Here is a 25,222-nt window from a genome sequence, read left to right as displayed (position 1 = left end):
GGGCCGGTCTCACCAGGCGGGGGGGCACCGGTGACCCCGGTGCCCCCCCGCTTCCTGCGTTCTCAAGCACCACACACCTGAAAGGAGGGGGCGTGATGTCCACGATCTCTTCGTCCAGCGTCGACGGCCTCGTCAGTGGCCTGCAGACCAGCAGCATCATCTCCTCGCTCATCGCCGTGGACTCCGCCACCCAGACACGGCTGAAGAGCAGCGTCAGCTCGACGCAGCTGAAGATCACGGCCTACCAGTCGGTTAGCTCCAAGATGCTGGCCGTGCAGGAGGCTGCAACCAAGCTCCAGGCGGCCACGGCCTGGACTCCCACCAAGGCGACGTCCTCGGACAAGTCCGTCGCCGTCAGCACCACCGAGGCCGCTTCGGCGGGTTCGGTGAGCTTCTCGGTCACCGGGGTGGCGGCCGGCAGAACCGTCACCAGCGCGATCTTCAACTCCAAGGCCGCCGACAAGGGCGCTGAGTTGACCAGCGCACTCGGGGGTTCCCCCTTGGACGTGGTGCGCAGCGACGGCAAGTTCGTCACGATCACCCCCAGTTCGGGTGACCTGGAGGCGGTGGCCAAGGCTGTCAACGATGCTGCTGACCTCGGTATCAAGGCGGTGGCGATCCGCGTCGGAGACGGGCAGTACCGGTTGCAGATCACCTCAACGAAGACCGGCGCCAGCGAGGGCGATTTCAAGATCGTGCCCAGCGTGGGCGGCAACGCGAGTACCGGCCGCGACGGGAAGCTTCGCGAGGTCGGCTTCGACGCCCAGGACTTCGCCGATTTGAACGTCCAGGACGTGACTCGAACCGGCGGTACGGGATATACCGCGTCCTCGTCGAAGGACGCCAGCATCCTACTGGCTACCGGTGACCCGATGACGTCTCCGACCAACACCTTCTCCGACATCATCGCGGGTCTGTCCTTCACGGTCTCCGCGGAGTCGCCCTTCAAGGCGGATGCGCCCACGGAGAGGGAGAAGGCGACGGTCTCCGTCGCTCCGAACAGCGCCGCGGTCGCTGCCTCGATGAAGGCACTCGTGGACGCGGCCAACGCCGCGCTCGACGACGTGGCCTTGCAGTCGCGGGCCGCGTCGGTAAGCGCCGACGGTTCCGTCACCGGCGGCGGCACGCTGCGTGGTGACCCCGCGCTGCGGTCCCTGCGCAGTCAGATCATCGAGGCCGTCACCGGCAACATCACCGCGACGGGCATCAACACGTCCGCGGCCTCGTTCGGCGTCGAGTCCACCAGGGACGGCAAGCTCGTCTTCAAGGAAGGATCCTTCCTCGCCGCCTACGAGAAGGACCCGACCGGGCTGAAGGACCTCGTCGCCAAGCGGTCCACGACCGTTGTCGACGGCAAGACCGTCGTCGCAGACGACGGCAAGGACGGCATCGCCACCCGCCTGAGGAACGTCGTGGACCAGGCCATCGGCCGCAAGGAGGACACGGCCATCGGCCTCAAGGCGCTGGACGGGACGATCACCCAGATCATCACCAACCAGAACATCTCGATCGCCGACCTCAAGAACCGCATCGCGGATTGGGACGTGAAGCTCAAGGACAAGCAGGCGTACTACCAGAAGTACTACGGTGCCCTGGAAGTGCAGCTCGGCAAGCTCCAGAGCCAGTCGAGCTGGCTGGCCGGCCAGTTGAGCAACCTCGGCTCGTAAGTTCTCAGCCGGAGACCAGCGCGACAGGAGGGTCGGGTGCAGCGCATGAGCGCTGCACCCGACCCTCCTACGTTTCGGGTGACGCAGCGTCACCGGCTCGTCCGGCCGGATTCATCCCGGTCGGTCCGGTGAGAAACCTCGGATGGGCGGTCCCGCGGTCGATGGAGGAGCAGGAAACACCTCGACCACGGAGGACCACCACATGACCGCGATGATGCACCGGCGTGCCCAGGCCAACGCCTATCTCAACGACAGCCTCGCCACCGCGAGCCCCGCCGCGCTGCTCGTCATGCTCTACGACCGGCTCCTGCTCGACCTCCAGCGCGGTGAGGACGCCCAGCGCGCCGGCGACCGCGAGACCGCGCACACCAACCTCATCCACGCGCAGGACATCGTCCGCGAGCTGCAGGTCAGCCTCGACGTGTCGAAGTGGGAGGGTGGCCCAGGCCTGGTGGCCCTCTACACCTGGATCGTGCAGGAACTCGTCGCCGCCAACCTCTCCGGGGACGCGGACCGCACCGCCGCCGTCCGCGTCGACACGATCGAGCCGCTGGCCGAGGCGTGGCGCCAGGCGGCGTTGGAGAGCCTGTCCGGCGGCGCAGCCCCCGCCGCGCTGTGATCGATCCGGTCGGCCCCGTCGAGAGCCTCGCGGGAGACCGCTGGCGCGACGCGTGGGGTGCGGCCCTGGCCGACGTGGAGGTCGACGTCACCACGGCCGAGGAACTGCTCGCGCGTCTGCACGCGGGCGGGGAGGACGTTCCCGAGGAGCTGCTGACCCCGCAGGACTGGATCGCACCCAGCCTGCAGGGGGCGATCCCGATGGAGTTCAGCGACCGGGCCCGTCGGCTGCTGCAGCGTCACCTCGAGGTCAGCGAACGTCTGGCCGAGGCGCTGGTGCAGGTGCGCGCCCAACGCCGCGCGCTGGGCAAGATGGAACGGGCGGAGCGTCGCCCGGTGTTCTTCGACAAACCGCTCTGAACGTCGCACCACCCGGAGGGTGGGGCCCGGCCACCTGGCCGGACCCCACCCTCCTCCGTTTTCGCCACTGGCCGCCCGCGCCGGATGGAGCCGGCGGTCGCTCCGCAGCTGTACGCGGCGCCGTCCTGGGGGCGGGGCAGGCACTCGGTCCCGATCCGGGGCGGGGACTGACCTGCCGGCGGCGCTGAGAGCTGCCCCCGGTGTCCGGCCGGTGCAGTCACTGCCCGACGGTAGTGAACCCGTCATCCCCAGCGGCACCGCGCGGGCCCTGCGGATCACAAGAGCACGAGCGCCCTGGACGTGTCCGCCCGGCGAACGACGGACCCCGGATGTCAACGCTGTGTAAAAAGAGTGTGACACGCGTAACTCTTCAAGGGTGCCGCCCGATGCTCCGAGGAAGGGTGTGACCAGCGCCCCCTGCCGACCGACGGAGATCACCATGGCCCCCACTTCCCGCACCACCATCGCGGCGTGCCTCGTGCTGCAGGGCGCGAGCGACACCGCGACCCTGGCCCCGGCGCTGGAGCACGACCTGCGGGGTCTGGTCGACGTGGCCGACGAGGTCGTGGTCTACGACACCGCCGACCACCTCGCGCCGGGGAGCGCGGCCTTCGACGCGACGCTGCACCCGGCGGTGACGGTGGTGTCGGGGTTCTGGGCGGAGGACCGGGAGAAGGCGCAGCAGGCGGCGATGGCGCACGTGGGTGCGGACTGGGCGCTGTGCGTGCTGGCGGGGGAGCGGGTCACGGCGTCGCCGGAGGCGCTGCGGCAGCTGCTGAGCGACGCCGTGGACGTGCCGGCGATGTCGGTGCGGGTGGACGACGTGGTGCGCGGGACGCACCGCTCGGCGCGGTTGCTGCGCACTGGCTCGTCGGGGGTGACCCTGGAGGGGGAGCTGACCGAGGTGCCGAGCGCGCTGCTGCGGGTGTGCCAGCCGGTGGCGACGACGGCCGGCGTGCCGCGTCAGCGCGGGGTGTTCGACCGGGTCTGACGACGGCCGGCGCGGCTAGGCTGGTCCGCGACCCGGAGGAGGTGTCCCGTGACCGAGCAGACGACGTCCCTGTTCACCGTGGGGCGGTCCCTCAGCTGGGAGGAGTACGAGAGCCTTCCGGAGGACCCGCGTGCCGAGTACATCGACGGGGGCCTCGTCGTGAGCCCCAGTCCCACGCAGCAGCACCAGCAGGTGGCGCTTCGGCTGTCCTTCGCCCTGCAGGCGGTCCTGCCGCCCTCGCACGAGGTGATCGCCGCGTGGGCGTGGAAGCCCGGGCGCGACGAGTTCATCCCCGACGTCATGGTCTACGACCGGGCGACAGCGGCCGCCGGTTCGGGCGCCCGATTCACGGGCACCCCCGAGCTGGTCGTGGAGATCGTGTCCTCCAACCGCGGGGACGACCTGCTGCGGAAGATGGCGAAGTACGCCGCGGCCGGCCTGCCCCGGTACTGGATCGTCGACCCGCGCGCGGAGACCCTCACCACGTACGTGGTGCTGGAGGGGGTGTTCGCCCCGACCGCCGTCCACGGCCGCGGCGACGTCGTCGACCTCGACCTCGGGGTGGCGACGGTCCGCGTCGACGTCGACGCGCTGCTGGGCTGACCCGGGAGCGCGCGCCGTCGCGCACCGGGCCGCCGCGCCCTTGTACGGTAGGTCCTCGCTCGTCACCGACGGTGGTGCCGGCGGGAGGACCGGGTGGAGGGACGATGCGACCGACGGGGCTCGGGTCGCCGGACCGCACCGGGCGCGGGGCCCAGCGGTGACCGGGGCCGGCGAGCGCGACACCGGCGACACCCGTGACACCCGCGTGGCCGTCGATGCCGCGCTGCTGCCCTCGGTGTTCAGCGGTGCCCCCGTCGCCATGATCGCCCTGGACCGCGACGGCGCGGTGACGGCCATGACGCCCTCCGTGGAGCGCCTGCTCGGCTACGGCGAGGCGGAACTGCTCGGCCGCCCCCTGCACGACCGCGTCCGCCACCAGCACGCCGACGGGCACGCGGTCGCGGCGGAGGAGTGCGCCATCCTGGCCGCGCTGCGCGCCGCGCGGCCCGCGGCGGGCGAGGACGACGTCTTCCTGCGCGAGGACGGCTCCGCGCTGGTCGTCACCTGGGCCTTCGCGCCCACCGTGCTCGCGCACACCCTGACCGGCGGCGTCCTGACCTTCTCCGACGCCCGCGCCCACGGCGCCGAGGTGTCCCGCCAGCGCGCGCGCCTGGCCGACCTCGAGGCCGCCAACGTGCGCCTGGCCCTGCTCGCCGACGTCTCCCGCGCCCTGGGCGACAGCGACGACGTCGTCACCGGGTTGCGCACTCTGGCCCGCCTCCTCGTCCCCGTCCTCGCCGACTGGGTCACCGTCGACGTCCTGGCCGAGGACGGCTCCGCCCTGGAACGCGTCGCGCTCACCCACCGCGACCCCGCCCTCGACGCCGCGGGCGCGGCGCGCCTCGGGCCGCTGCCGCCGCTGCGGCCGGGGATGACCAGCGGATTGGCCCAGGTGCTGCACGGCGCCCCGTTGCACCACCACCGGGTGGTCCCGGCCGTCGCGGTGGACGCCCTGGCCGCCGAGCGCCTCGACCTGGTGCGCGACCTCGGTGCGGTGGAGGGGATCACCGCACCGCTGCGGGCGCGGGGGCGCACCCTGGGTGCGATCACGCTGGTCCGCACCGACACCGCTCGCCCCTACCGCCAGGAGGACCTCGACTTCACCGCCGACCTCGCCGCCCGCGCCGGCGCCCTGCTGGACACCACCCGCGTCCTGGGGCGCCAGGTGCACCGCGCGGAGCAGATGCAGCGCGCGCTGCTGCCGGACCTCGCCCCACGCATCGGCCCGCTGGAGCTCGCGGGGCTCTACCGCCCCGCCAGCGACCTCGCCCAGGTCGGCGGCGACTGGTACGACGCCTTCGCCCTGCCCGACGGCAGCACCGGCCTCGTCATCGGCGACGTCGCCGGGCACGACCTGCACGCCGCGACCCGCATGGGCGCGATCCGGCACAAGCTGCGCGCCCTGGCCGGGGACCGGATCGGCCCCGCCTCGGAGGTGGTCACCCGGCTGGACCGGGTGGTGCAGCGCTTCGCCCCCGACGACGTGGCCACCCTGGTCTACGCCCGCCTCACCACCACCCCCGGGGGCGCGCACCTGCGCTGGACGTGCGCGGGGCACCCCCCGCCGCTGCTGCTGACCCCCGGCGCCCCCGCCCGGCTCCTCGACGACGTCGTCGACCTGCCGGTCGGGGTCGCCGACCTCGCGCGCGCCGACGCCGACCTGCCCCTCGCGCCGGGCGCGACGCTCGTCCTCTACAGCGACGGCCTGGTCGAGCACCCCGGGGAGTCGCTGACCACGGGTCTGGCGCGGCTGCTGCGCGTCGGCGCCGACCTCGGTGGGACCCCCCTGCCCGGGCTGGGCCCGGAACTGCTGGCCCGGATGCGCCCCACCGGCCTCGACGACATCGCCGTCCTCGCCGTCCGCCTCGACGGCCCCGCCGCGACCACCGCGGGGAGCCCGGTCAGCTGAGGAACCCGCGCAGCAGCGCGGCGCTGGCCTCCACGTGCCGCAGCGCCTCCGCGCGCGCCCGGGCGGGGTCGGCCGCGAGCACGGCGTCCACGATGTGCCGGTGCTGGACGTTGGAGTGCTGCAGGTTCGCCGCCAGCAGCGGGATGCGGTCGAGCAGGTCGTTGAGGCGGGTCCGCGCGTCGGCGACCACCGCGACCAGCGAGGGTGAGCCGCTGGCCTCGGCCAGGGCCAGGTGCAGGCGGGAGTCGCAACGGCGGTAGTCCTCGGCCGGGGCCGCCTCGGCCAGGCGCAGGTGGGTGTCCAGCTCCCGGCGCTGGGCGGCGCTCAGCGACCGCTGGGCGGCGACCTCCACCGCCCCCACCTCCACGACCCGGCGCAGGACGAGGACGTCCTCGACCTCGGTGGGTGAGGGCAGCGGCCCCGCCCCCGGGACCGGCGCCCCCTCGCGCACGAAGGTGCCGCCGCTGCGGCCGCGGCGCACCTCCACCCAGCCCGCCGCGTGCAGGGCGGCGAGAGCCTCGCGCAGCGTGGCCCGCGAGACCCCGAGGCGGGTGGCGAGGTCGCGCTCCGCGGGCAGGCGCTGGCCCGGGGGGACCAGGCCGAGGCGGATCGTCTGCAGCAGCCGCTCCACGGTCTCCTCGAACGCGTTGCCGGTGCGCAGCGGGCGCAGCACCACGGGGTCCGCGCGCGGCGGCCCCGGCGGGACGGTGGCCGCCGCGCCGGGACCGCTGCGCGCGGCCGCCGTCACAACGGCGTCACGTAGGCGCTGGAGATCCCGCCGTCGACGAGGAACGTGGACGCCGTGATGAAGGAGGAGTCGTCGCTGGCCAGGAAGGCCACCGCGGCGGCCAGCTCCTCCGGTTCGGCGAAGCGGCCCACGGGGACGTGGACGAGCCGGCGCGCGGCGCGCTCGGGGTCGGCGGCGAACAGCTCCCGCAGCAGCGGGGTGTTCACCGGACCGGGGCAGAGCGCGTTGACGCGGACCCCGTCGCGGGCGAACTGCACCCCGAGCTCCCGGCTCAGCGCCAGCACCCCGCCCTTGGAGGCGGTGTAGGAGATCTGCGAGGTCGCCGAGCCCATCACCGCGACGAACGAGGCGGTGTTGACGATGGAACCGCGGCCCTGGGCCCGCATGTAGGGCAGGGCCGCCTTGCAGCACAGGTACACCGACGTCAGGTTGACCTCCTGCACCCGCTGCCACGCCTCGAGGCCGGTGGTGAGGATGGAGTCGTCCTCGGGCGGGGAGATCCCGGCGTTGTTGAAGGCGACGTCGACGGAACCGTAGGTGCGGTGCGCGGTGGCGAACAGCTCCTCCACCTGCACGGCGTCGGTGACGTCGGTGCCCACGAAGAGGCCCCCCACCTCGGCCGCGGCGGCCTCCCCGGCGGTGGCGTCGACGTCGGCGACGACGACGTGGGCCCCCTCGGAAGCCAGCCGCCGGACCGTGGCCAGGCCGATGCCGCTGCCGCCGCCGGTGACGACGGCGACCCGGCCGGGCAGCCGGCGGGAGGTGGGGGCTTCCTGGGTGCTGGCGGTCGTCACGGGGCAGCCTCTCGGGGGAGCGGTTCGGGTGGAACGAATCGGGGGAGCGGATCAGGTGGTGGAGATGAAGACGTTCTTGACGTCGGTGAAGGCGTCCAGGGCGTGCGGGCCCAGTTCCCGGCCCAGGCCGGACTCCTTCACCCCGCCGAAGGGCGTGCCGTAGCGCACCGAGGAGTGGGAGTTCACCGAGAGGTTCCCCGCCTCCACCGCGCGGCTGACCCGCAGCGCGCGGCCGAGGTCGCGGGTCCAGATCGACCCCGAGAGGCCGTAGCGGGAGTCGTTGGCGATCCGGACGGCGTCGGCCTCGTCGTCGAAGGGCGTGACGGTGACGACCGGACCGAACACCTCCTCGGTGGCCACGCGCACCCGGGGGTCCGGGGCGAGCACGACCGTCGGCCGGAACCAGAACCCCGCCCCCTCCGGGGCGGTGCCGGTGAACGCCACCTCCGCGCTGGCCCCGAGGGACTCCTCGGTGAGGAAACCCGCCACCCGCTCGCGCTGGGCGGCGGAGATCAGCGGGCCCATCTGCGCGTCGGGGGAGCGCGGGTCGGCCACCCGGACGCCCTTCACCGCGGGTTCCAGGAGTTCCAGGAAGCGGTCGTGGACGCTGCGCTGCACCAGGATCCGGGACCGGGCGCAGCAGTCCTGCCCGGCGTTGTCGAAGACCCCGTCCGGCGCCGTGGCCGCCGCGCGCTCGAGGTCGGAGTCGGCGAAGACGATGTTGGCGCTCTTGCCGCCCAGTTCCAGGGTGACGCGCTTGACGTGGCGGGCGGCGCCGGCCATCACCCCGCGCCCGACGGCGGTGGAACCGGTGAAGACGAGCTTGCGGACCGCGGGGTGCTCCACGAGCCGCTGCCCGGCGACGTCGCCCCGCCCGGGCAGCACCTGCAGGACGCCCTCGGGCAGACCCGCCTCCCGCGCCAGTTCCGCGAACCGCAGCGACGTCAGGGGGGTGAGCTCGGCGGGTTTCAGGACGACGGTGTTCCCCGCGGCCAGGGCCGGGCCGACGCTCCAGCCCGCGATGGGCATCGGGAAGTTCCACGGGGTGATGACCCCGACCACGCCGAGGGGTTCGTGGAAGGTGACGTCGATGCCGCCGGCCACCGGGATCTGGTCGCCGAGGTGGCGCTCCACGGCCGCGGCGGAGTACTCCAGCACGTCGCGCAGGTTCCCCGCCTCCCAGCGCGCGTTGGCGGTGGGGTGACCGGCCTCGCGCACCTCCAGGTCCGCGAGGTGGTCCAGGTCGGCGTCCACCGCCGCGGCGACGCGGCGCAGCAGCCGGGCCCGGTCGGCGGGGGCGACGTCGCGCCAGGCGGGGAAGGCCGCGGCGGCGCGCTCCACGGCGGCGTCCACCGCGGCGGTGCCGGCCATCTCCACGGTGGTGAACGCGACCCCGGTGCTGGGGTCCACGACGTCGTGGGTGCCGCCCTCGTGCTGCTCGCTCACCGCGCCACCGCCGCCGAGGCGTCGCGGGCGGCGGCGACGACCGCCGCGAAGAGCCGGCGGTCGCCGGTGTCCTCCTCCGGGTGCCACTGCACCCCCAGCAGGAAACCGGCGCCGGGGTCGACGCCCTCCACCGCCTCCACGGTGCCGTCGCCCGCGCGGGCCGCGACGCGCAGGCCGTCGGCGAGCCGGTCCACCGCCTGGTGGTGGTAGCAGTGCACGGTGGTCTCCTCCCCGAGCAGGTCCCGGACCCGCGAGCCGGGTTCGGTGCGCACCCGCGTCGTGGTGAACTCGGCGGGTTCCCCCTGGTGCCGGCGCCCGGCCAGGACGTCGGGCAGGTGCTGGTGCAGGGTGCCGCCCAGGGCGACGTTGAGGACCTGCGCCCCCCGGCAGATGCCCAGCACCGGCAGGCCCAGGCGCAGGGCGGAGCGCACGAGGGAGATCTCGTGGTCGTCGCGCACCGGGTGCGGGGTGCCGGTGGTGCTCAGCGGGACCTGCCCGTAGCGCGCGGGGTCGACGTCGCCGCCGCCGGTCAGGACCAGGCCGTCGAGGTCGGCGAGCTCGGCGTCGGACCAGCCGGTGCCCCCCGGTTCGCAGGGCGGCAGCAGCACCGGGCGCCCGCCCGCGGCGCGCACGCCGTCGACGTACACCGCGGGCAGCAGCGCCGAGACCACGTCCCACACCCCGTGCCGGCTCGGTTCCAGGTAGGTCGTGAGGCCGATGAGGGGCCGCCGGGTCTCAGAGGCGTTCGAAGCCACGGGCGCGCTCCCAGTCGGTGACGGCGGTCTGGAAGGCCTCCAGCTCCACGTGCGCGGCGCGCGCGTAGTGGTCCACGACGTCGTCGCCGAAGGCGCGCCGGGCCAGCGCGGAGCCGGCGAAGAGCTCCGCCGCGGCGAGCAGGGTGGTCGGCACCCGGGGGGCGCCGCCGGTGTAGGCGTTCCCGGTGGTCACCTCCTCCAGCTCCAGGCCCTCCTCGATGCCGTGCAGGCCGGCCGCGATGAGCGCGGAGACGGCCAGGTAGGGGTTCGCGTCCCCGCCGGGGACGCGGTTCTCCATGCGCAGCGAGGGCCCGCGGCCGACCACCCGCAGCGCGCAGGTCCGGTTGTCGTAGCCCCACGCCACGGCGGTGGGGGCGAAGGACCCGTCGGCGAAGCGCTTGTAGCTGTTGACGTTCGGGGCCAGCAGCAGCGTCAGCTCGCGCAGCGCCGCGAGCTGGCCGGCGAGGAAGGAGCGCATGACCGGCGCCATCTCCGAACCCGCGCCGGCGGCGAAGACCGGGGAACCGTCGAGGTCGGTGAGGCTGAGGTGGATGTGGCAGGAGTTCCCCTCCCGCTGGTCCAGCTTCGCCATGAACGTCACCGACATGCCCTCCTGGGCGGCGATCTCCTTGGCGCCGAGCTTGAAGACGGAGTGCTGGTCGCAGGTGGTGAGGGCGTCGGCGTAGCGGAACCCGATCTCCTGCTGGCCGAGGTTGCACTCGCCCTTGGCGGACTCGGTGTAGAGGCCCGCGCCGTCCATCTCGTTGCGGATCCGGCGCAGCACCGGCTCCACCCGGCCGGTGCCGAGGAGGGAGTAGTCGATGTTGTGGGTGCTGGCGGGCCGCAGGTCGCGGTAGCCGTTGGCGTGCGCCTCCTCGTAGGTGACGCGCAGCAGGTTGAACTCCAGCTCGGTGGCGACCAGGGGGCGCAGGCCGTGCCCCTCCAGCCGCTGGAGCTGGGCGCGCAGGACCTGGCGGGGGGAGGGGCGCACCGGCTCGTCGTCCAGCTGCAGCACGTCGCACAGCACCATCGCCGTGGCCGGGTGCCACGGGATGCGGCGCAGGGTGGAGAGGTCCGGGCGCAGCAGGAGGTCGCCGTAGCCGCGCGACCAGGAGGTGATCTCGTAGCCGTCGACGGTGTTCATCTCGACGTCGACGCCGAGCAGGTAGTTGCACCCCTCGGTGCCGTGCTCGAGGACCTCGTCGAGGAAGAACCGCCCGGTGAGGCGCTTGCCCTGCAGGCGACCCTGCATGTCGGTCATGGCGACGAGGACGGTGTCGATCCGGCCGGAGGTGATGTCGTGGCGCAGGTCCTGCAGCGACAGGGGTGCGCCGGTGCTCGCGTCGGTACTGGTGCGCCCCACAGGGGCCTCCTCGTGGTCAGCCGGGGCCGGACCGGCCCGGATGGTCCGCTGGCGAACCATTTCGAGCATCGAAGTGCCCCGCCCGGACGGCTGTCAAGACCGTTGACGGCACCGCCCGCACCCGGCATGCTCGGCGTCCATCCGGAAAAGGATCAACGGCGATCCATTTGCTCCACCTCGGGCACCACCTGGCCTCGGAGGTCCGCATGAGCGCGCAACGAAGCTCCACCCCGTCCCGCGTCGGCTACGACGACGTGTCCGTCGAGTACCTGCAGCAGCGCCAGCTCAAGCGCGGCGCCGCCGGCTGGGTGCTGCTGGCGGGCCTGGGGGTGGCCTACGTCATCTCCGGGGACTTCTCCGGCTGGAACCTCGGCCTCGCCGAGGGCGGCTGGGGCGGGCTGCTCATCGCCTTCGTGCTGATGGGCGTCATGTACACGTGCATGGTGTTCGGGCTCGCGGAGCTGTCCTCCTCGCTGCCGGTGGCCGGCGCCGGCTACGGGTTCGCCCGCCGCGCCCTCGGCCCGCTCGGCGGCTACGCCACCGGCATCGCCATCCTCATCGAGTACGCCATCGCCCCGGCCGCCATCGCCACGTTCATCGGCGGCTACGTCCAGGCCCTGGGGTTCATGACCGACGCGAACCCGTGGCCCATCTACCTCGCCGCGTACGTCGTGTTCGTCGGCGTCCACCTGTGGGGGGTGGGGGAGGCGATGAAGGTCATCTTCGGCATCACCGCCCTGGCCGTCGTCGCCCTGGTCGCCTGGGCCGTGGGGATGGTCGGGCACTTCCAGTGGTCCAACCTCTTCGACATCGCCCCCGACGGCTCCGCCGGTTCCTCCTCGTTCCTGCCCTTCGGCTACGCCGGGGTCCTCGCCGCCTTCGTCTACGGGATCTGGTTCTTCCTCGCCGTCGAGGGCGTCCCGCTGGCCGCGGAGGAGGCGCGCGACCCCCGCCGCGACATGCCGCGCGGCATCATCGCCGCGATGCTGATCCTGCTGGTGTTCGGCGCCGCGGTGCTTCTGCTCGCCCCGGGCGCGGCGGGCTCCTCAGCCATGCAGGCCTCCGGGAACCCCCTGCCGGAGGCGGCGCGCATCGCCGCCGGCGGGGACAGCGTCCTCGCCACCGTCGTGAACTGGGTGGGCCTGGCCGGGCTGGTGGCGAGCTTCTTCTCCATCGTCTACGCCTACTCCCGGCAGCTGTTCGCCCTGTCCCGCGCCGGGTACCTGCCGCGGTGGATGTCGGTGACGGGCCGGCGCAAGACGCCCTACGTCGCGCTCGTCGTCCCCGCCACCATCGGTTTCGCCCTGGCCGCGATCACCGGGAACGGGGCGCTGCTCATCAACATCGCGGTGTTCGGGGCGACGGTGTCCTACGTCCTGATGAACCTCTCCCACATCGTGCTGCGCCGCCGGGAACCGGACCTGGAACGTCCGTACCGCACCCCCGGCGGGGTCGTCACCACCGGGATCGCCCTCGTGCTGTCCGCGACGGCCGTCGTCGCGACGTTCTTCGTGGACGAGCTGGCCGCGGGCATCACCGCCGCCGTGTTCGTCGCGTTCCTCGCCTACTTCTGGTTCCACTCCCGCCACCACCTCGTGGCCAGCGCCCCGGAGGAGGAGTTCGCCGCGGTGCAGGCCGCCGAGGCGGGGCTGAAGTGAACGGGGTTGAGGTGAGGCGGGCTGGGGCGAGTCGGGTCAGCCCCTGACCACCGGCCGCGGCGCGGACACGTCGACGACGCGTCCGCGCTGCGCCAACCCGGCCACGACGTGCAGGAAGACCACGGGACCGGCCATCTCGCAGGCCTCCTCCAGCGCCTGCAGGGTCCCGAGGAACAGCCCCTGCTCGCTGTACCCGGCGTCGCTGAGGGCGTTCGCGACCATCTCCAGCCCCACCGAACCCCCGACGTAGAGGGCCCCGGCCAGCAGGGTCAGGGCGGCCGCCCGGCGGGGCAGGGCCAGCAGGAACCGGGCGTAGAGCAGGGCGACGAGCACCACGGCGGGCAGCGCCGCGGCCACCCAGGCGTAGCGGAAGACGCCGCCGTCGCCGACGACGGCGGTCATCGGCGCGACCAGCTTCTCGTGCAGGCCGACGAGCTCGTCCAGCGACAGGTAGCCGAACCCCACGCCCAGGAACACCCAGTGCCAGCGCCACCGCGCGCCGGCCACCAGGAGCCGGCGGCCGAACTCGAACGTCACCAGCCCGACGACGGTCAGCAGCACCGCGGAGAACCACGACGGCAGGTTCGTCTCGGCGTTGACGTCGACGAACTTGCGGGCGGCGACGACCGGGCCGGCGTCGACGCCGAACCCGACGGTCGCCAGGAGGAACAGGTAGCTGACCGTGGACAGCGCGGCGACGGCGGTGAGCAGCGCGACGAGCAGCTGACGGGGTGTGACGGAGACTTCGAGCACGTGCTGACCCCCGGGTCGGTTCTCGCCTGGCGGCGCGGAGCGGGCGCCCAGGGTAAGCACGGGGAGGGCGGAGGGGGCTACGACGGACTAGACCGACCGGGTGAGGGTGGGAACTCCGGTCAACGCTCCGTCGACGAGGTCCAGGACGCGGTCGGCGCGGTCGACGCCCTCGGCGCGGTGGGCCAGCAGCAGCACCGCCTGCTCCCCGCGGGCGTCCAGCAGGTCGCCCAGCAACCGGGTCCCGGTCTCCTCGTCCAGGCCCTCGGACGGCTCGTCCAGCACGAGGACCCGCACGTCGGCGAGCAGGGCGCGCGCCATCGCCAGCCGGCGGCGCTCCCCGCCGGACATCGGCTCCCCGCCGTCGCCCAGGCGGGTGTCCAGCCCCCGCGGCAGCGCCGCGGACCAGTCGTCCAGGCGGACCCGGTGCAGCGCCGCGGTCAGCGCCTCGTCCCCGGCACCGGGTGCGGCCAGCAGCAGGTTCTCCCGCAGCGTCGTGGCGAACACGTGCTCGTCGTCGGCGACCCGGCCCACGACCGCGCGGACGTCGTCCCCGGCCAGCCCGGTCACCTCCACCCCGTCGAGCAGGACCCGCCCGGCGCGGGGGTCCAGGAAGCGCTGCAGCACCGCTGCCAGCGTCGACTTCCCCGAACCCGACGCCCCGCGCACGGCCACGACCTCCCCGCGGCGCAGGTCCAGGTCCAGCCCGCGCAGGCAGTCCTCCCCCCAGCCGGCGCGCAGGCCGCGCACGCTGAGCACGAGGTCGCGGGGCGGGCCGGGGGCGCGCGGGGCGGAGGGCTCCACGGCCGCCGGGGGAGTGGCCAGCAGCGCCTCGCTGCGGCGGCGGGCCTCGCGGGCGCGTTCGCGGGCGCGCGCGGCGTCGGGCAGGCCGCGGGCGGCGTCGGCGACGGTGAGCCCGGCCAGGACGACCGCGGCGACCCAGGCCACCCCTGGCCCACCGGCGGGGGCGGTGAGCCCGGCGACGAGGGCCAGGGCGAGCACCGCGCCCCCGGTGCCCAGGGCGGTGAGGGCGGCGGTCGCCGCCGCCGCCCGCGCCCGCCGGGTCTCCGCCCGGGCCAGGGCGGAGACCCGGCGGCGTACCGTCGCCAGCGGGTCGGCGCTGCCCAGGGTGCGCAGGTCCTCGACGGCGTCGAGGGTCTCCACCGTCGCCGCGGCGAGGGCGCCGACCTCGGTGCGGTGGGCGCGGTCGCGGCGCTCGGCGCGGGCGGCCAGGGCCGGGGCGGCGAGGACGACGACGGCCACGGCGGGCAGCGCGGCGAGGGCGGAGCGGACGTCCACGGCGGCCGCCGCGGCCAGGGCCAGGACCAGCGCGGTGACGGTGACGGTGACGGGGTGGCGGAAGCGCAGCAGCCCGTCCACGCGGGCGTCGACGTCCTCGACGAGCTGCACGAGCAGCTCCCCCGAGCGCCCGGAGCGCCGGCGCGAGAGCGGGCCCGGCAGGCGCGGGATCAGGGCGGCCACGACGTCGGAGCGCCAGCGGGCCAGGCGGGCGAAGGCGGTGTCGTGGCTGAGCAGGCGCTCGGCGTAGACGAGCAGGGGCCGGGCGGTGGCGGAGGCGCGCACGACCACGGCGGCCACCGACAGGGTCAGCACCGGGGGGCGGTCGGCGGCGCGCACGATCAGCCAGGTCGCGGCGGCGGTCAGGGTGGCGGCGGCCAGCACCGCGGCGACCCCAGCGAGGACGGCCAGCGCGCCCGCCCCGCGCCGGGGTCCGCGCGACGCCCCCGCGAGGTCCGCGACCGCGCCGGGGCGGGCGGCACCGGACCCGGGGCGGGCGGGCGCGGGCGAGGGTGCCATGGCGGGGGAGGCGGGGGGAGCGGCGGGACGAGTGAGGGTGGTGGTGCGGTCGGCGGCGGCCAGCAGGGCCGGGCGGTGGGCCACGACGAGGACGGCCCAGCCCCGCTCGTGGGCCAGGGCGCGCAGCGCGGCGACGACGACGGCCTCGGCGGCGGGGTCCAGGTGGGCGGTCGGCTCGTCCAGCACGAGGGTCCCGGTCCCGGTGCGCGCGGTGAGGAACGTGCGGGCCAGCGCCACCCGCTGGCGCTGGCCGGCGGAGAGCCCCGCCGCGTCCTCGCCCAGGGCGGTGTCCAGGGCGAGGTCGGGGGCGGCGGCGAGGTCGAGGGCCGCGCGGACCTCCTCGTCGGTGGCCGTGCGCCCGGCGCGGACGGCCTGCGCGACCGTCCCGGCGTGGGGGAAGGACGGCCGCTGGGGCAGGTGGAGGAGACCGTCGAGGGTGTGCTCGACGCTCCCGCCGTCGGGGACGAGGACCCCGGCCGCGACGCGGGCCAGGGTGGTCTTGCCCGCCCCGGACTCCCCCGCGAGGGCGTGCAGCTCCCCGGGGGCGACGTCGAGGTCGACCCCGTCCAGCACGTCGCCCCCCGCGCCGCCCCCGTCGCCCCCGTGGTCGCGGCGCACCCGCACCCCCCGCAGCCGCACCCCCGCGGCGGTGCCGGCGGCGACGGGGGGCACCGGGGCGGTGAGGACCTCGTCGACGTCGTCGATCACCGCGGTGGCGTCGGCGGAGTCGTGGAAGCGGGCCCCGACCTCCCGCAGCGGCCGGTAGGCCTCGGGGGTGAGGAGGATGACCAGCAGGGCGGTGCGCAGGTCGAGGGTCCCCCCGGCCAGGCGCATGCCGGCGGTGACCGCGACCAGGCCGGTGGACAGCGTGCCCACCAGGTCCAGGGCGGTGGAGGACAGGAACGCCACGCGCAGCACCGACATCGTTGCCCGGCGGGAGGCGTCGGTGACGGCCGCGACGGCCGCGACCTGGCGCTGGGCCCGGCGGTGCGCGCGCAGCGTCGGCAGCCCGCGCACGGTGTCGAGGAAGTGCGCGGACAGGGTGCGCTGGACGTGCCACTGCCGGTCCGCGCGGGCCTGGGCGGCGCGGCCGAGCAGGACGGCGAAGACCGGGACCAGCGGCAGGGTCAGGGCGACGGTGAGCGCGGAGCGCAGGTCCAGGCGGGCCAGCAGCAGCAGGACCACCGGAGGCAGCAGCGCCCCGGGGACGAGGGCGGGCAGGTAGCGGGTGAACCAGCCGTCGAGGGCGGGCAGGCCCTGGGTGAGGACGGCGGAGGCCCGGGCGCGCCCGAACCGCTCCACCCAGGCCGGTCCCAGCCGCAGGACGCGGGCCAGGACCTGCTCGTGCAGGTCCCGGCGCACGGCCGTCGCGGTGCGCTGGGACAGCCGCGCCGCGGCCCAGGAGGTCAGGACCCGCCCGCCGACGGCCCCGGCGAGCAGGGCCAGGGCCCCCGAGGCCGCCGTGCCGCGCCAGAGGGCGACGACGAGGTCGGTGAGGGCGAACGCCTGGGTGAGGAGCAGCCCCGCGGCGACGACCTCGACGGCCCCGATCGCGGCGATCCCCGCCCGGGCCGGGCGGGCGTGGCGCAGCAGGCGGGGGTCGAGGGGTCCCCGGGGGCGGGTGGCCGCGCTCACCGGCGGGTCACCGGGCCGCGGGGACGCGGGGGCGGGCCCACCGCGGGGCGGGGCCGGTCGACACCCGCTGGCGGAACACCCAGTACGACCACACCTGGTAGACCACCACGGCGGGCAGGACCACCACGCCGGCGACGGTGATGAGCTGCAGGGCGCCCTCGGAGGCCGCCGCCGCCCGCAGGGTGACGTCGTTGGCGCTGGAGAGCGTGCTCGGCAGCAGCACCCACGAGCCGTCGGCGAGGTGGGCGGTGAACACCGCCACGACGCTACCGGCGACGGCGACCGACGTCGCCGCGAAGGCCAGCGCCTCCGCGCCGCGCCAGGCCGCGACCGCGGCCAGGGCCAGCAGGGCGGCGGCCGCGGCGACGGCGGCGTGACCGGCGGCGATGAACAGGGCCAGGGCGATGACGACGAGGGCGGGCGCGGTCGCCACGGCCAGGCGGCGGGCCCGGGCCCGGACCGGGCCGGTGGTGCGCAGGGCCAGGAACGTCGCCCCGTGCACGGTGGTGAGCAGGACCCCGGCGAAGCCGCCGAGGACGGCCCAGGGCCCCAGGATCGGGGCCAGCGAACGGCTCAGGCCGCCGCCGTGGACCTCGCCGCCGGGGTCGAGGGCGAGCCCGGTGACCAGGGCGCCCAGGACGGCGCCCCAGGTCCCGGCCAGCAGCAGCGAGCTGGTGGCCAGGAACGCGTCGCAGCGCCGGTGCCAGCTCGCGCTGTCGTGCTTGCCGCGGAACTCGATGGCCACCCCGCGCACGGCCAGCAGCAGCAGCAGCGCGATCATCGGCAGGTAGAGGCCGGAGAGCAGCGCGGCGTACCAGTCGGGGAACGCGGCGAAGGTGACGCCGATCGCGGCGACCAGCCACACCTCGTTGCCGTCCCAGACGGGGCCGACGGTGCGCAGGGCGGCGCCGCGCTCGGCGTCGGTGCGCCCCAGCAGCGGCCCGAGGAACCCGACGCCGAAGTCGAAGCCCTCCAGGACGAAGAACAGCACCCAGGCCAGCACGGTCACGCCGAACCAGAGGACGGGCAGGTCCACCCAGGATGTCATCGCGGTCTCCCGATCTCAGTAGCTGACGGCGTGGGTGTCGTGGTCGTGGCTCTCGTCCTCGCGCTGGGGGACGGGCAGCTCGGGCAGGCCCCGGCGCACCAGGCGGGTCACCAGCAGCGTCCAGGCCCAGGCCAGCGCGCCGTAGACGAGCGTGAAGGCGGCGAGGCTGAGGGCGACCTCGGCGAAGGACAGCCCGGGGGAGACCCCGTCGGCGGTCTTGAAGAGCCCGAAGACCAGCCAGGGCTGGCGGGCGGTCTCGGTGAAGATCCAGCCGAAGGAGTTGGCGAACAGCGGCAGCAGCGGCAGGACGGGCAGGGTCCAGAGGATCCCGCGGGCCAGGCGCGGGTCGGGGTCGAGTACCGCGGACTTCCGTGTGACCCACAGGTGGACCAGCGCGACGAGGGCGGCGAGCATCCCGACGCCGATCATGAGCCGGAAGCTCCAGAACGCCACCGGGATCCAGGGGGTGTAGTCCCCGGCGCCGAACTGCGCGGCGTAGGCGTCCTGCAGGTCCTTCAGCCCCAGGACCTCCGCGGAGAAGGAGCCCTTGGCCAGGAAGGACAGCATCCCGGGGACCTCGATCGCGAACGTGGGGCGGTCGGAGCCGAGGGGGGCGTAGGAGAAGATCGAGAACGGTGCGCCAGTGGTGGTCTCGTAGAGGCCCTCGGCGGCGGCCATCTTCATGGGCTGGACCTCGGTGATGACCTTGCCGAGCAGGTCGCCGCTGGCGGCGACCAGCGCCCCGCCGGCCAGGGTGGCCCAGGCGCCGAAGCGGGAGAGGGCGCGGAAGGCGGCGAAGTCCTCGGAGCCGACGGCGTGCCCGCCGCGCAGCAGGTGCCAGACCCCGACGGCCATGACCAGGGCGCCGCCAGCCATGACGGCCCCGGCGTAGGTGTGGGGGAAGGCGGCGAGGTTGACCTCGTTGAGCAGCAGGTCGCGGAAGCTGCCCAGGCGCGCGCGCCCGGTGGTCTCGTCGATCGTGTAGGCGACGGGGTTCTGCATGAAGGAGTTCGCGGCGAGGATGACGAAGGCGGAGATCGCGGTGCCGACCGCGACGATCCAGATCGTCGCCAGGTGCACCAGCGCGGGCAGCCGGTCGCGCCCGAACCACCACAGCCCCAGGAAGGTCGCCTCGAGGAAGAAGGCGAGCATGCCCTCCACGGCCAGGGTGGGGCCGAAGACGTCGCCGTAGAAGCGGGCGAAGGCGCTCCAGGACAGGCCGAACTGGAACTCCTGGACCAGGCCGGTGACGACGCCGACGGCGAAGGTGACCATGAGCAGCTTGCCGGTGAGCAGCGACAGCCGCCCGTAGCGCTCCGCCGCGCGATCACCCGGGGCGGTGCGGGCCCGCACGCGCAGGTGGGCGGTCTGGAGGAGGGCGGTGAACAGCGCCAGGCTGATCGAGAGCGGGACGAAGAGGTAGTGGTACAGCGTGGTCACGGCGAACTGCAGACGGGTCAGCGACTCGATGCTCACGGCTGGTTCCTGGCCTTCCCACGACGCCCTGTCGTGCTACGACCAACTGTAGTACTCAGCCTCGTAGTACGACGGCTCGCGTTCACGGGTGTGGTTGACGTAACATCCCCCCGTGGCGCTGGGTGAACTCGAACGAGACGTGATGGACCGCCTCTGGGCGGCCCGGTCCCCGCTGACGGTCCGCGAGGTCCACGAGCAGCTCGCCGAGCACCGCAAGATCGCCTACACCACCGTCATGACCGTCCTGGACCGCCTGGCCAAGAAGCACGTCGTGCGCCAGGAGCGCGAGGGCCGCGCCTTCCGCTACACCCCCGCCGCCACCCGCGAGCAGATGGTCGCCGAGCTCATGCTCGACGCCCTCGGGGGGGTCCCCACCGTGGACGACCGGCAGGCCGCTCTGGTGCACTTCATCGGTGGTGTCTCCCCGGCCGAAGCAGCCGCCCTGCGCGAAGCCCTCGACGCCATGGGGGCGACCGGCGCGGACGGGGACGACGCCCCCACCCCGTAGGTTCGAGGCGTGACCGCCGTCTGGTTCGCAGCACTGGCGCTGCTCCTGGCCGGTCCCGGGCCCGCGCTGCTGGCCCGGGCCCGCTGGACCTGGCAGGTGCCCCGCGCCGCCCTCGTGCTCTGGCAGGCCATCGCCCTGGGCGCGGTCCTGGCCACCCTCGGCGCCGGGCTGGCCTCGCTGTCGCTGCTGTTCACCGAGGAACCCGGCTTCCCCTTCCTCGAGCGCCACGGCCCCGTCCAGACCACCCTCATCGGCCTCACCTCGACCTTCGTCGCGGTGGTCACCGTCCGGTTCTGGGTCGTCGCCACCCTCGTCGGCATCCGCACCCGACGCCGCCGCAACCGCCACCGCGACATGGTGGACCTGCTGCACCGCAAGGAGTCCACCTCCGAGGTGGACGCTGCCCTGCTGGCCGAGACCGGGGTGCGGGTCCTCACCGGACCCGGCCGCGTCGCCTACTGCGTGCCCGGGGTCCACTCCCGCGTCGTCGTCTCCGACGCCATGCTCGCCTCGCTGACGCCCGAGGAGGTGCGCGCGGTCCTGGCCCACGAACGGGCCCACCTGCGCGCCCGCCACGACCTCGTCCTCGAGGGGTTCACCGCCCTGCACGCCGCGTTCCCGCGCGTCGTCTCCAGCCAGGCCGCCCTGGACTCCGTGCGGCTGCTCGTGGAGATGCTCGCCGACGACAGCGCCCGCCGCCGCGCCGGGTCGCTGCCGCTGGCCCGGGCCCTGGTGGCCCTCGCCGGCCAGCCGGACTGCACCTCGGGCGAGGGCGCGGAGATGCCCGTCGGCTCCGCGGCCCTGGCCCGGGTGCGCCGCCTCGCCGCCCGCCCGGCCCGGCGCGGGCTGTCGCTGGCCACCTACGTGGCGGCGGTCCTCGTGCTCGGCGGGCCGACCCTGGCCGTGGCCGTGCCGTGGTTGCAGGCCAGCTACCGGGCCCTGGTGCGCTGAGCCCGGACCGCGCCGCGACCACCCGCCGCGACCGCCCCCGACGACGACACCCCTCCGGTCGGGGACCGGAGGGGTGTCGGTGCGGACGGGGCCGCGGGACCTGCTGGGTGCGGGGCCTACTGGATGAGGTACAGCTCCAGCTGCACCACGCCGGGGTGGGGGGAGTCGGCGTTCACCGCGCGCCAGAAGTCCCGCTTGGCCGAGCCGGCGAAGACCGCCGGGGCGGCCACGTCCAGCTGGGCGTTGACCCGGCGGGCCAGGGCGGTGCCCGCCCCGGGGGAGGTGGCGGTGCCGAAGGTCAGCACGAACGCGGCCCGGCGGCCCTGGGCGGCGAGCTCGCCGACCGCGCCGGCCACCGCGGCGCGCACGGCCTCGTCGTCGGTCCCGTCCACGCTGATGCTCACCACGACCGGCGCCTGGGCGACCCCGGCGGGCATGGGCGGGGCCTCGACCGGCGCCGGGGCCGGGGCGGTCACCGTCACCGTCGGGGCGGGGGTGGGCTGCACCACCGCGGGAGCCACCGTCGCGGCGACGGCCTTCGACTCCCCGATGCCGGCGTGCACCGCACCCCCGGCGGCCAGGCCGATGATCGTCAGGGCCAGCAGCGCGTCGGCGAAGACCCAGCCCGCCAGGCCCACGGCGGGGTTGTCGCCCCCCGCGGTGCGCCGCGCGCCGCGTGCCGCGCGCCTCACTGGCCGGCCCGGGAGTAGCGGCGGGCGGCGAGGCCCTGCAGGGTGCGCGGGGCGACGGCCACGAACTGCTCCTCGGGTTGGAAGTCGGCGTGCAGCTCCGGCTCGGCCGGGCGCACGGGGCGACGCTCCTCGCGGGGCAGCTCCACGCGGGTCTCCGGACGCGGCTCGGGACGGGCCTCGGGGCGGGGCTGGACCTGCGGCGCGCGCGCCTCGGGGCGCACGGGGCGACGCTCCGGCGCCGGCTGCGGCCGGCGCTCGGGGGCGTGCTGGGCGGGGGCGTGCTGGGCGGGCGCCGCGGCGGGGACCTGGTGGCGCTGCTGACGGGCGGTGGCGGAGGCGATGCGCTCCGGGAGCTGGTCGACCTGGTCGCCGAGGCGGTCCATCACCTGGTCCACGACGGTGCCCAGACCGGACCCCAGCGTCTGGGTGAGGTCCTGGGTCAGCTGGCGGCTGGCGTCGCGGTAGGCCCGGTTGACCTGGCGGACGTGGTCGTCGGAGGCCATCGCGAGGGTCTCGCTGACCGCCCCGGTGACGTCCTCGCGCAGCGCGTCGCCGATGCTGCGCAGCGCCCGGCCGGTGGCGTCGGCGTGCTCGTGCTGCACCTGGTCCATCCAGCGCGGGACCGAGCGCATGTCGTGCGCGGCCTCCACGAGGCGGTTCTCGATGCCCCGCCAGGAGTCCAGGACCTCGTTCTGGGTGGTCAGCAGGTCGCTCAGGCGCTCCTCGTGGCGGGTGCGGCGTTCCGCGGCCTCGGCGGCGGTGGCCAGGACCCGGCTGGCGGTGCCCAGCGCGGACTCGGCGGCGGCGGAGGTGCGCTCGACGTCGCGGCGCAGCGTCTCCATCGTCGTCGCGGCGTGCTCGGCGGAGGCCGCGACGTGCTCGCTGAAGGCCTCCCCGGTCATCCGGGTGACCTTCTCCACGCTCTCCACGACCGTGCGGTGCATCGTCTCCACCGACTCCTTGGCGCTGGTCGACAGCGCCGCGACGTGACCGGTGACCCGCTCGCCGAAGTCGGCGCCGTGGCGGGTCATCGCCTCCGCAGAGGTGGTCAGCGCGGCCATCGACTCCCGGGTCGAGGACGACAGCAGCTCGATGGAGGCGCTGACGCCCTCCACGGCCGACAGGACGCGGTCGCGGCCCTGCAGGCCCTCCCGCAGCGCCTCCGCGGTGCCCTCCCGCACCTGCGCCAGGTGCCCCACGATCGTCTCGGTGGACTCGGCCAGGGTGCGGGTGTGCTGCTCGCGGTCGGCGGCGATGAGCTCGCCGTGGCTGCTGACCGCGGCGGTGACGGCGGTCTGCAGCTCCAGCGCGGCGCGGGCGACGTCGGCGCCGCCGGTGTTGGCGGCGTTGGCGGCCACGATGGCGGTCTCGCTGGAGCTGCGCACGGTGGCGACCAGGGCGGAGGTGTCGGCGTGCAGGCGGATCGTCTCCGCCACCAGCCGGCCCAGCTCGGTCAGCCCCCGCTCGAAGTGCGCGCCGAGCTGCTCGGCGGCGTTGGCGCGGTGCGGGGCCAGGGCCACCGTGGCGCGGGCGGCGAACCCGCGCAGCAGCCGGCGGTGGGCCTCGTCGGCGTTCGCCGCGCCGACCTCGTCGGCGCGCTGGCGCCGGTCGGTGGCCACGCTGATGGCGATGGCGCCGGCGATCAGCACGACCGCCATCTCCGCGACGTGGTCCAGGGAGAAGGCGGTGCGCCCGCCGAAGCCGTCCAGCCACAGCTGCAGGAACGACTCCCCGTCGGTGGCCTCGCCCGCGGCGCTCATGTCGCCGTAGGCGCGACCGGCGAACAGCAGGCCGACCCAGGTCACCATGACCGGGGCGAAGACGAGGATGGTGCGCAGCGACCCCGACCGCAGCAGGCTGCGGCGCTGGGTCAGCGGGGCGACCGCGGCGTCGACGTCGAGGACCTCGAACAGGTCCGCGTCGGCCCAGCGCCGCAGCTGACCCACGCCCGCGGCGTCGTGCCCGTCGGCGCCGGCGCGCAGGGCCGCGGCGAGCGAGCCGAGCGCGGTGGCGCGGTGCTCGGCGGGCTCGGCCGCGGCCAGCTCACCGGCCTCGATCGCCAGGGCGCCGAGCTCGGCGTCGCTGAACCGTTCGACCGTCTCCGCGGGGGCCGCGGTTCCCGGGTCGGTGGTCTCGTCCGCTGTGGTCATGGCGTCCTCCTCGGCGCGCGGGTCCGCGGACTTGAGCGGCTGGATCGCCCGATCGGGTGACACCCGACCGGCCCGGGCACCACCGGCGGTGAGGGTGCGCCGTCACCGCGCGTTCACCCGTCCCGGTGAACCCGCGCCGGGCGCCGGGCCGGTCCGGCCGTGACGGGTGTGGCGTCGCGGGGTCGTTGGGACGCAGGGGGAGTGGACCCGGCGCGGGCGGTTGCTCCGAACGGGTGAAGGGCCCGGACCCGCTCGGCGCGTGCCCGGCCGATCCGCCCCCTCGGGCACCCGTTCGGGCTCAAGGCCCCCGGTGGATGGGCCGAAGGAGTGGGGGCAAGCCCCGGCGGCAGCGGTCCCCGCAGGGGGCCGGCACCGCTCAGGACGAAGAAGCGTCGTACTACCCACGGAGGATGGCTCGTGTCCGATCTCACCAGCGTCGCGCTGCACACCGCGCTGAACGGTCTGCAGGCGCGTCAGCGGGCCATCGCCGACAACATCTCCAACATCAACACGCCGGGCTACCTGGCCAACAAGGTGGCCTTCGAGAACGAGCTGAAGAGCGCGGTCGCCACCGGCGACGCCGGCGCCGCGGCCGTCTCGGGGATCGCCACGCAGAAGTCGCTGGAGCCCACCCGCGAGGACGGCAACAACGTCAACCTCGACGAGGAGACGATCTCCGGCATCTCCACCAACCTCAGCTACCAGACGGTGCTCTCGGCGCTGAACTCCAAGTACTCGATGCTGCGCACCGCGATGAGCAGCCAGTGACGGGGACCACCCCCTGATCCCCGCCCCCTGACCCGACCCCCGGAGCGAACCCATGAGCATCTTCGACGCGATCGGCATCGCCGGCACCGGCGTCACCGTGAACCGCAAGTGGATGGACGCCGTCAGCGACAACCTGGCGAACATCAACACCGCGACCCGCACCGACGAGGACGCCTTCGCGGCGAGGTACGTCGTCGCCGCCGAGGCCGCCGACGGCAAGGGCACCCAGGTGGCCGGCATCGTCACGGGCAGCACCGAGGGCCGGATGGTCCACGAGCCGGACAACCCGCTGGCCGACGAGAACGGGTACGTGAAGTACCCCGACATCGACATGAGCAGCCAGATGACGAGCCTCATGATGGCCCAGCGCGCGTACCAGGCGAACCTGCAGACGATCACCTCCGCCAAGGAGGCCTACTCGGCCGCCCTGCAGCTCGGGAAGGGCTGAGCGTGAGCATCGAGTCGATCGGCGGCGTCGGCGACGTCGCCAGCACGATGGGAACCCTCGCCACCG

Annotated in this window: 22 protein-coding genes; 11 read left to right on the top strand and 11 right to left on the bottom strand. The window is 74.8% G+C overall.

Annotation, left to right across the window (positions count from 1 at the left end):
- The first annotated feature begins 95 nt into the window (after nt 1-95).
- From fliD to KRAD_RS02885, 6 genes are all read left to right on the top strand, one after another.
- Entirely contained in the window at nt 96-1,667 is a 1,572-nt protein-coding gene (gene fliD, locus KRAD_RS02910) for a flagellar filament capping protein FliD (protein WP_011981748.1), read from the top strand.
- Between the two features lie 202 nt (nt 1,668-1,869).
- Complete coding sequence (fliS, locus tag KRAD_RS02905; protein WP_011981747.1) at nt 1,870-2,286, top strand: flagellar export chaperone FliS; 417 nt, start codon at nt 1,870-1,872, stop codon at nt 2,284-2,286.
- Nucleotides 2,283-2,645: a hypothetical protein gene (locus KRAD_RS02900; RefSeq protein WP_011981746.1), complete on the top strand. Its 363-nt coding sequence runs from the start codon at nt 2,283-2,285 to the stop codon at nt 2,643-2,645. Before fliS ends, KRAD_RS02900 begins: the two co-directional genes overlap by 4 nt.
- Before the next feature lie 439 nt (nt 2,646-3,084).
- A complete protein-coding gene (locus KRAD_RS02895; protein WP_011981745.1) occupies nt 3,085-3,636 on the top strand; it encodes a glycosyltransferase family protein in 552 nt (183 codons plus the stop codon).
- A 48-nt stretch (nt 3,637-3,684) separates the two neighbouring features.
- Nucleotides 3,685-4,239, top strand: coding sequence for a Uma2 family endonuclease (locus KRAD_RS02890; RefSeq protein ID WP_011981744.1), 555 nt, complete (start codon nt 3,685-3,687; stop codon nt 4,237-4,239).
- Between the two features lie 157 nt (nt 4,240-4,396).
- Entirely contained in the window at nt 4,397-6,148 is a 1,752-nt protein-coding gene (locus tag KRAD_RS02885) for a SpoIIE family protein phosphatase (RefSeq protein ID WP_011981743.1), read from the top strand.
- Here the strand turns inward: KRAD_RS02885 and KRAD_RS27415 are convergent.
- Genes KRAD_RS27415 through KRAD_RS02860 form a run of 5 tightly spaced genes read right to left on the bottom strand, consistent with a single transcriptional unit; the run spans nt 6,141 to nt 11,254 of the window.
- Nucleotides 6,141-6,896 carry a FadR/GntR family transcriptional regulator gene (locus KRAD_RS27415; protein WP_011981742.1) on the bottom strand — a complete coding sequence of 252 codons (756 nt, stop codon included), beginning with the start codon at nt 6,894-6,896 and terminating at the stop codon, nt 6,141-6,143. The two genes, KRAD_RS02885 and KRAD_RS27415, sit on opposite strands and share 8 nt — an antisense overlap.
- Nucleotides 6,893-7,690: a 3-oxoacyl-ACP reductase gene (locus KRAD_RS02875; RefSeq protein ID WP_011981741.1), complete on the bottom strand. Its 798-nt coding sequence runs from the start codon at nt 7,688-7,690 to the stop codon at nt 6,893-6,895. Before KRAD_RS02875 ends, KRAD_RS27415 begins: the two co-directional genes overlap by 4 nt.
- A 51-nt stretch (nt 7,691-7,741) precedes the next feature.
- Nucleotides 7,742-9,136, bottom strand: coding sequence for an aldehyde dehydrogenase family protein (locus tag KRAD_RS02870; RefSeq protein ID WP_011981740.1), 1,395 nt, complete (start codon nt 9,134-9,136; stop codon nt 7,742-7,744).
- On the bottom strand, nt 9,133-9,891 hold the full coding sequence (locus tag KRAD_RS02865; RefSeq protein ID WP_011981739.1) for a gamma-glutamyl-gamma-aminobutyrate hydrolase family protein: 759 nt from the start codon (nt 9,889-9,891) through the stop codon (nt 9,133-9,135). Before KRAD_RS02865 ends, KRAD_RS02870 begins: the two co-directional genes overlap by 4 nt.
- On the bottom strand, nt 9,872-11,254 hold the full coding sequence (locus tag KRAD_RS02860) for a glutamine synthetase family protein (protein ID WP_238985696.1): 1,383 nt from the start codon (nt 11,252-11,254) through the stop codon (nt 9,872-9,874). The genes KRAD_RS02865 and KRAD_RS02860 overlap by 20 nt, the downstream gene beginning before the upstream one ends.
- A 206-nt stretch (nt 11,255-11,460) precedes the next feature.
- Here KRAD_RS02860 and eat point away from each other — a divergent pair, with 206 nt between their 5' ends.
- On the top strand, nt 11,461-12,912 hold the full coding sequence (gene eat, locus KRAD_RS02855; RefSeq protein ID WP_011981737.1) for an ethanolamine permease: 1,452 nt from the start codon (nt 11,461-11,463) through the stop codon (nt 12,910-12,912).
- Nucleotides 12,913-12,948: 36 nt separating this feature from the next.
- On the opposite strand, the gene KRAD_RS02850 is transcribed toward eat, so the two are convergent.
- The 4 genes from KRAD_RS02850 to KRAD_RS02835 all read right to left on the bottom strand — a co-directional run bounded on the left by KRAD_RS02850 (nt 12,949) and on the right by KRAD_RS02835 (nt 19,639).
- Nucleotides 12,949-13,665, bottom strand: coding sequence for a hypothetical protein (locus KRAD_RS02850; protein WP_011981736.1), 717 nt, complete (start codon nt 13,663-13,665; stop codon nt 12,949-12,951).
- An 87-nt stretch (nt 13,666-13,752) separates the two neighbouring features.
- The gene (gene cydC, locus KRAD_RS02845) at nt 13,753-17,115 is read right to left on the bottom strand and encodes a thiol reductant ABC exporter subunit CydC (protein ID WP_011981735.1); all 3,363 of its coding nucleotides are present in this window, start codon (nt 17,113-17,115) and stop codon (nt 13,753-13,755) included.
- Between the two features lie 7 nt (nt 17,116-17,122).
- Nucleotides 17,123-18,163 carry a cytochrome d ubiquinol oxidase subunit II gene (gene cydB, locus KRAD_RS02840; protein ID WP_011981734.1) on the bottom strand — a complete coding sequence of 347 codons (1,041 nt, stop codon included), beginning with the start codon at nt 18,161-18,163 and terminating at the stop codon, nt 17,123-17,125.
- A 15-nt stretch (nt 18,164-18,178) separates the two neighbouring features.
- A complete protein-coding gene (locus KRAD_RS02835; RefSeq protein WP_011981733.1) occupies nt 18,179-19,639 on the bottom strand; it encodes a cytochrome ubiquinol oxidase subunit I in 1,461 nt (486 codons plus the stop codon).
- 142 nt (nt 19,640-19,781) lie between these two features.
- Between KRAD_RS02835 and KRAD_RS02830 the strand changes: the two genes are divergently transcribed.
- Together KRAD_RS02830 and KRAD_RS02825 are read left to right on the top strand one after the other, a co-directional pair.
- Complete coding sequence (locus KRAD_RS02830; RefSeq protein WP_041291863.1) at nt 19,782-20,147, top strand: BlaI/MecI/CopY family transcriptional regulator; 366 nt, start codon at nt 19,782-19,784, stop codon at nt 20,145-20,147.
- A gap of 9 nt (nt 20,148-20,156) precedes the next feature.
- Complete coding sequence (locus KRAD_RS02825) at nt 20,157-21,098, top strand: M56 family metallopeptidase (RefSeq protein WP_011981731.1); 942 nt, start codon at nt 20,157-20,159, stop codon at nt 21,096-21,098.
- Nucleotides 21,099-21,214: 116 nt separating this feature from the next.
- Here KRAD_RS02825 and KRAD_RS23900 read toward each other — a convergent pair whose 3' ends face one another.
- Both KRAD_RS23900 and KRAD_RS02820 read right to left on the bottom strand, forming a co-directional pair.
- A complete protein-coding gene (locus tag KRAD_RS23900) occupies nt 21,215-21,790 on the bottom strand; it encodes a hypothetical protein (protein WP_011981730.1) in 576 nt (191 codons plus the stop codon).
- Nucleotides 21,787-23,940 (bottom strand): hypothetical protein, encoded by a 2,154-nt coding sequence (locus KRAD_RS02820; protein WP_011981729.1) that lies wholly within the window; start codon nt 23,938-23,940, stop codon nt 21,787-21,789. The genes KRAD_RS23900 and KRAD_RS02820 overlap by 4 nt, the downstream gene beginning before the upstream one ends.
- Before the next feature lie 417 nt (nt 23,941-24,357).
- On the opposite strand from KRAD_RS02820, the gene flgB reads away from it, so the two are divergent.
- Together flgB and flgC are read left to right on the top strand one after the other, a co-directional pair.
- Nucleotides 24,358-24,708, top strand: coding sequence for a flagellar basal body rod protein FlgB (flgB, locus tag KRAD_RS02815; RefSeq protein ID WP_011981728.1), 351 nt, complete (start codon nt 24,358-24,360; stop codon nt 24,706-24,708).
- A 52-nt stretch (nt 24,709-24,760) separates the two neighbouring features.
- Nucleotides 24,761-25,156 carry a flagellar basal body rod protein FlgC gene (flgC, locus tag KRAD_RS02810; protein WP_011981727.1) on the top strand — a complete coding sequence of 132 codons (396 nt, stop codon included), beginning with the start codon at nt 24,761-24,763 and terminating at the stop codon, nt 25,154-25,156.
- Nucleotides 25,157-25,222: the final 66 nt, after the last annotated feature.

Source organism: Kineococcus radiotolerans SRS30216 = ATCC BAA-149 (genome assembly GCF_000017305.1).
GTDB lineage: Bacteria > Actinomycetota > Actinomycetes > Actinomycetales > Kineococcaceae > Kineococcus > Kineococcus radiotolerans.
The sequence above is the reverse complement of the archived record's forward strand: the minus strand, read 5'-3'. Positions and strand labels throughout refer to the sequence as shown.

What these genes read in the sequence shown, in the direction of transcription:
- fliD (WP_011981748.1), top strand. Translation starts at nt 96, where the DNA reads ATGTCCACGATCTCTTCGTCCAGCGTCGACGGCCTCGTCAGTGGCCTG.
- fliS (WP_011981747.1), top strand. Translation starts at nt 1,870, where the DNA reads ATGACCGCGATGATGCACCGGCGTGCCCAGGCCAACGCCTATCTCAAC.
- KRAD_RS02895 (WP_011981745.1), top strand. Translation starts at nt 3,085, where the DNA reads ATGGCCCCCACTTCCCGCACCACCATCGCGGCGTGCCTCGTGCTGCAG.
- eat (WP_011981737.1), top strand. Translation starts at nt 11,461, where the DNA reads ATGAGCGCGCAACGAAGCTCCACCCCGTCCCGCGTCGGCTACGACGAC.
- cydB (WP_011981734.1), bottom strand. Translation starts at nt 18,163, where the DNA reads ATGACATCCTGGGTGGACCTGCCCGTCCTCTGGTTCGGCGTGACCGTG.
- KRAD_RS02830 (WP_041291863.1), top strand. Translation starts at nt 19,782, where the DNA reads ATGGACCGCCTCTGGGCGGCCCGGTCCCCGCTGACGGTCCGCGAGGTC.
- KRAD_RS02820 (WP_011981729.1), bottom strand. Translation starts at nt 23,940, where the DNA reads ATGACCACAGCGGACGAGACCACCGACCCGGGAACCGCGGCCCCCGCG.
- flgC (WP_011981727.1), top strand. Translation starts at nt 24,761, where the DNA reads ATGAGCATCTTCGACGCGATCGGCATCGCCGGCACCGGCGTCACCGTG.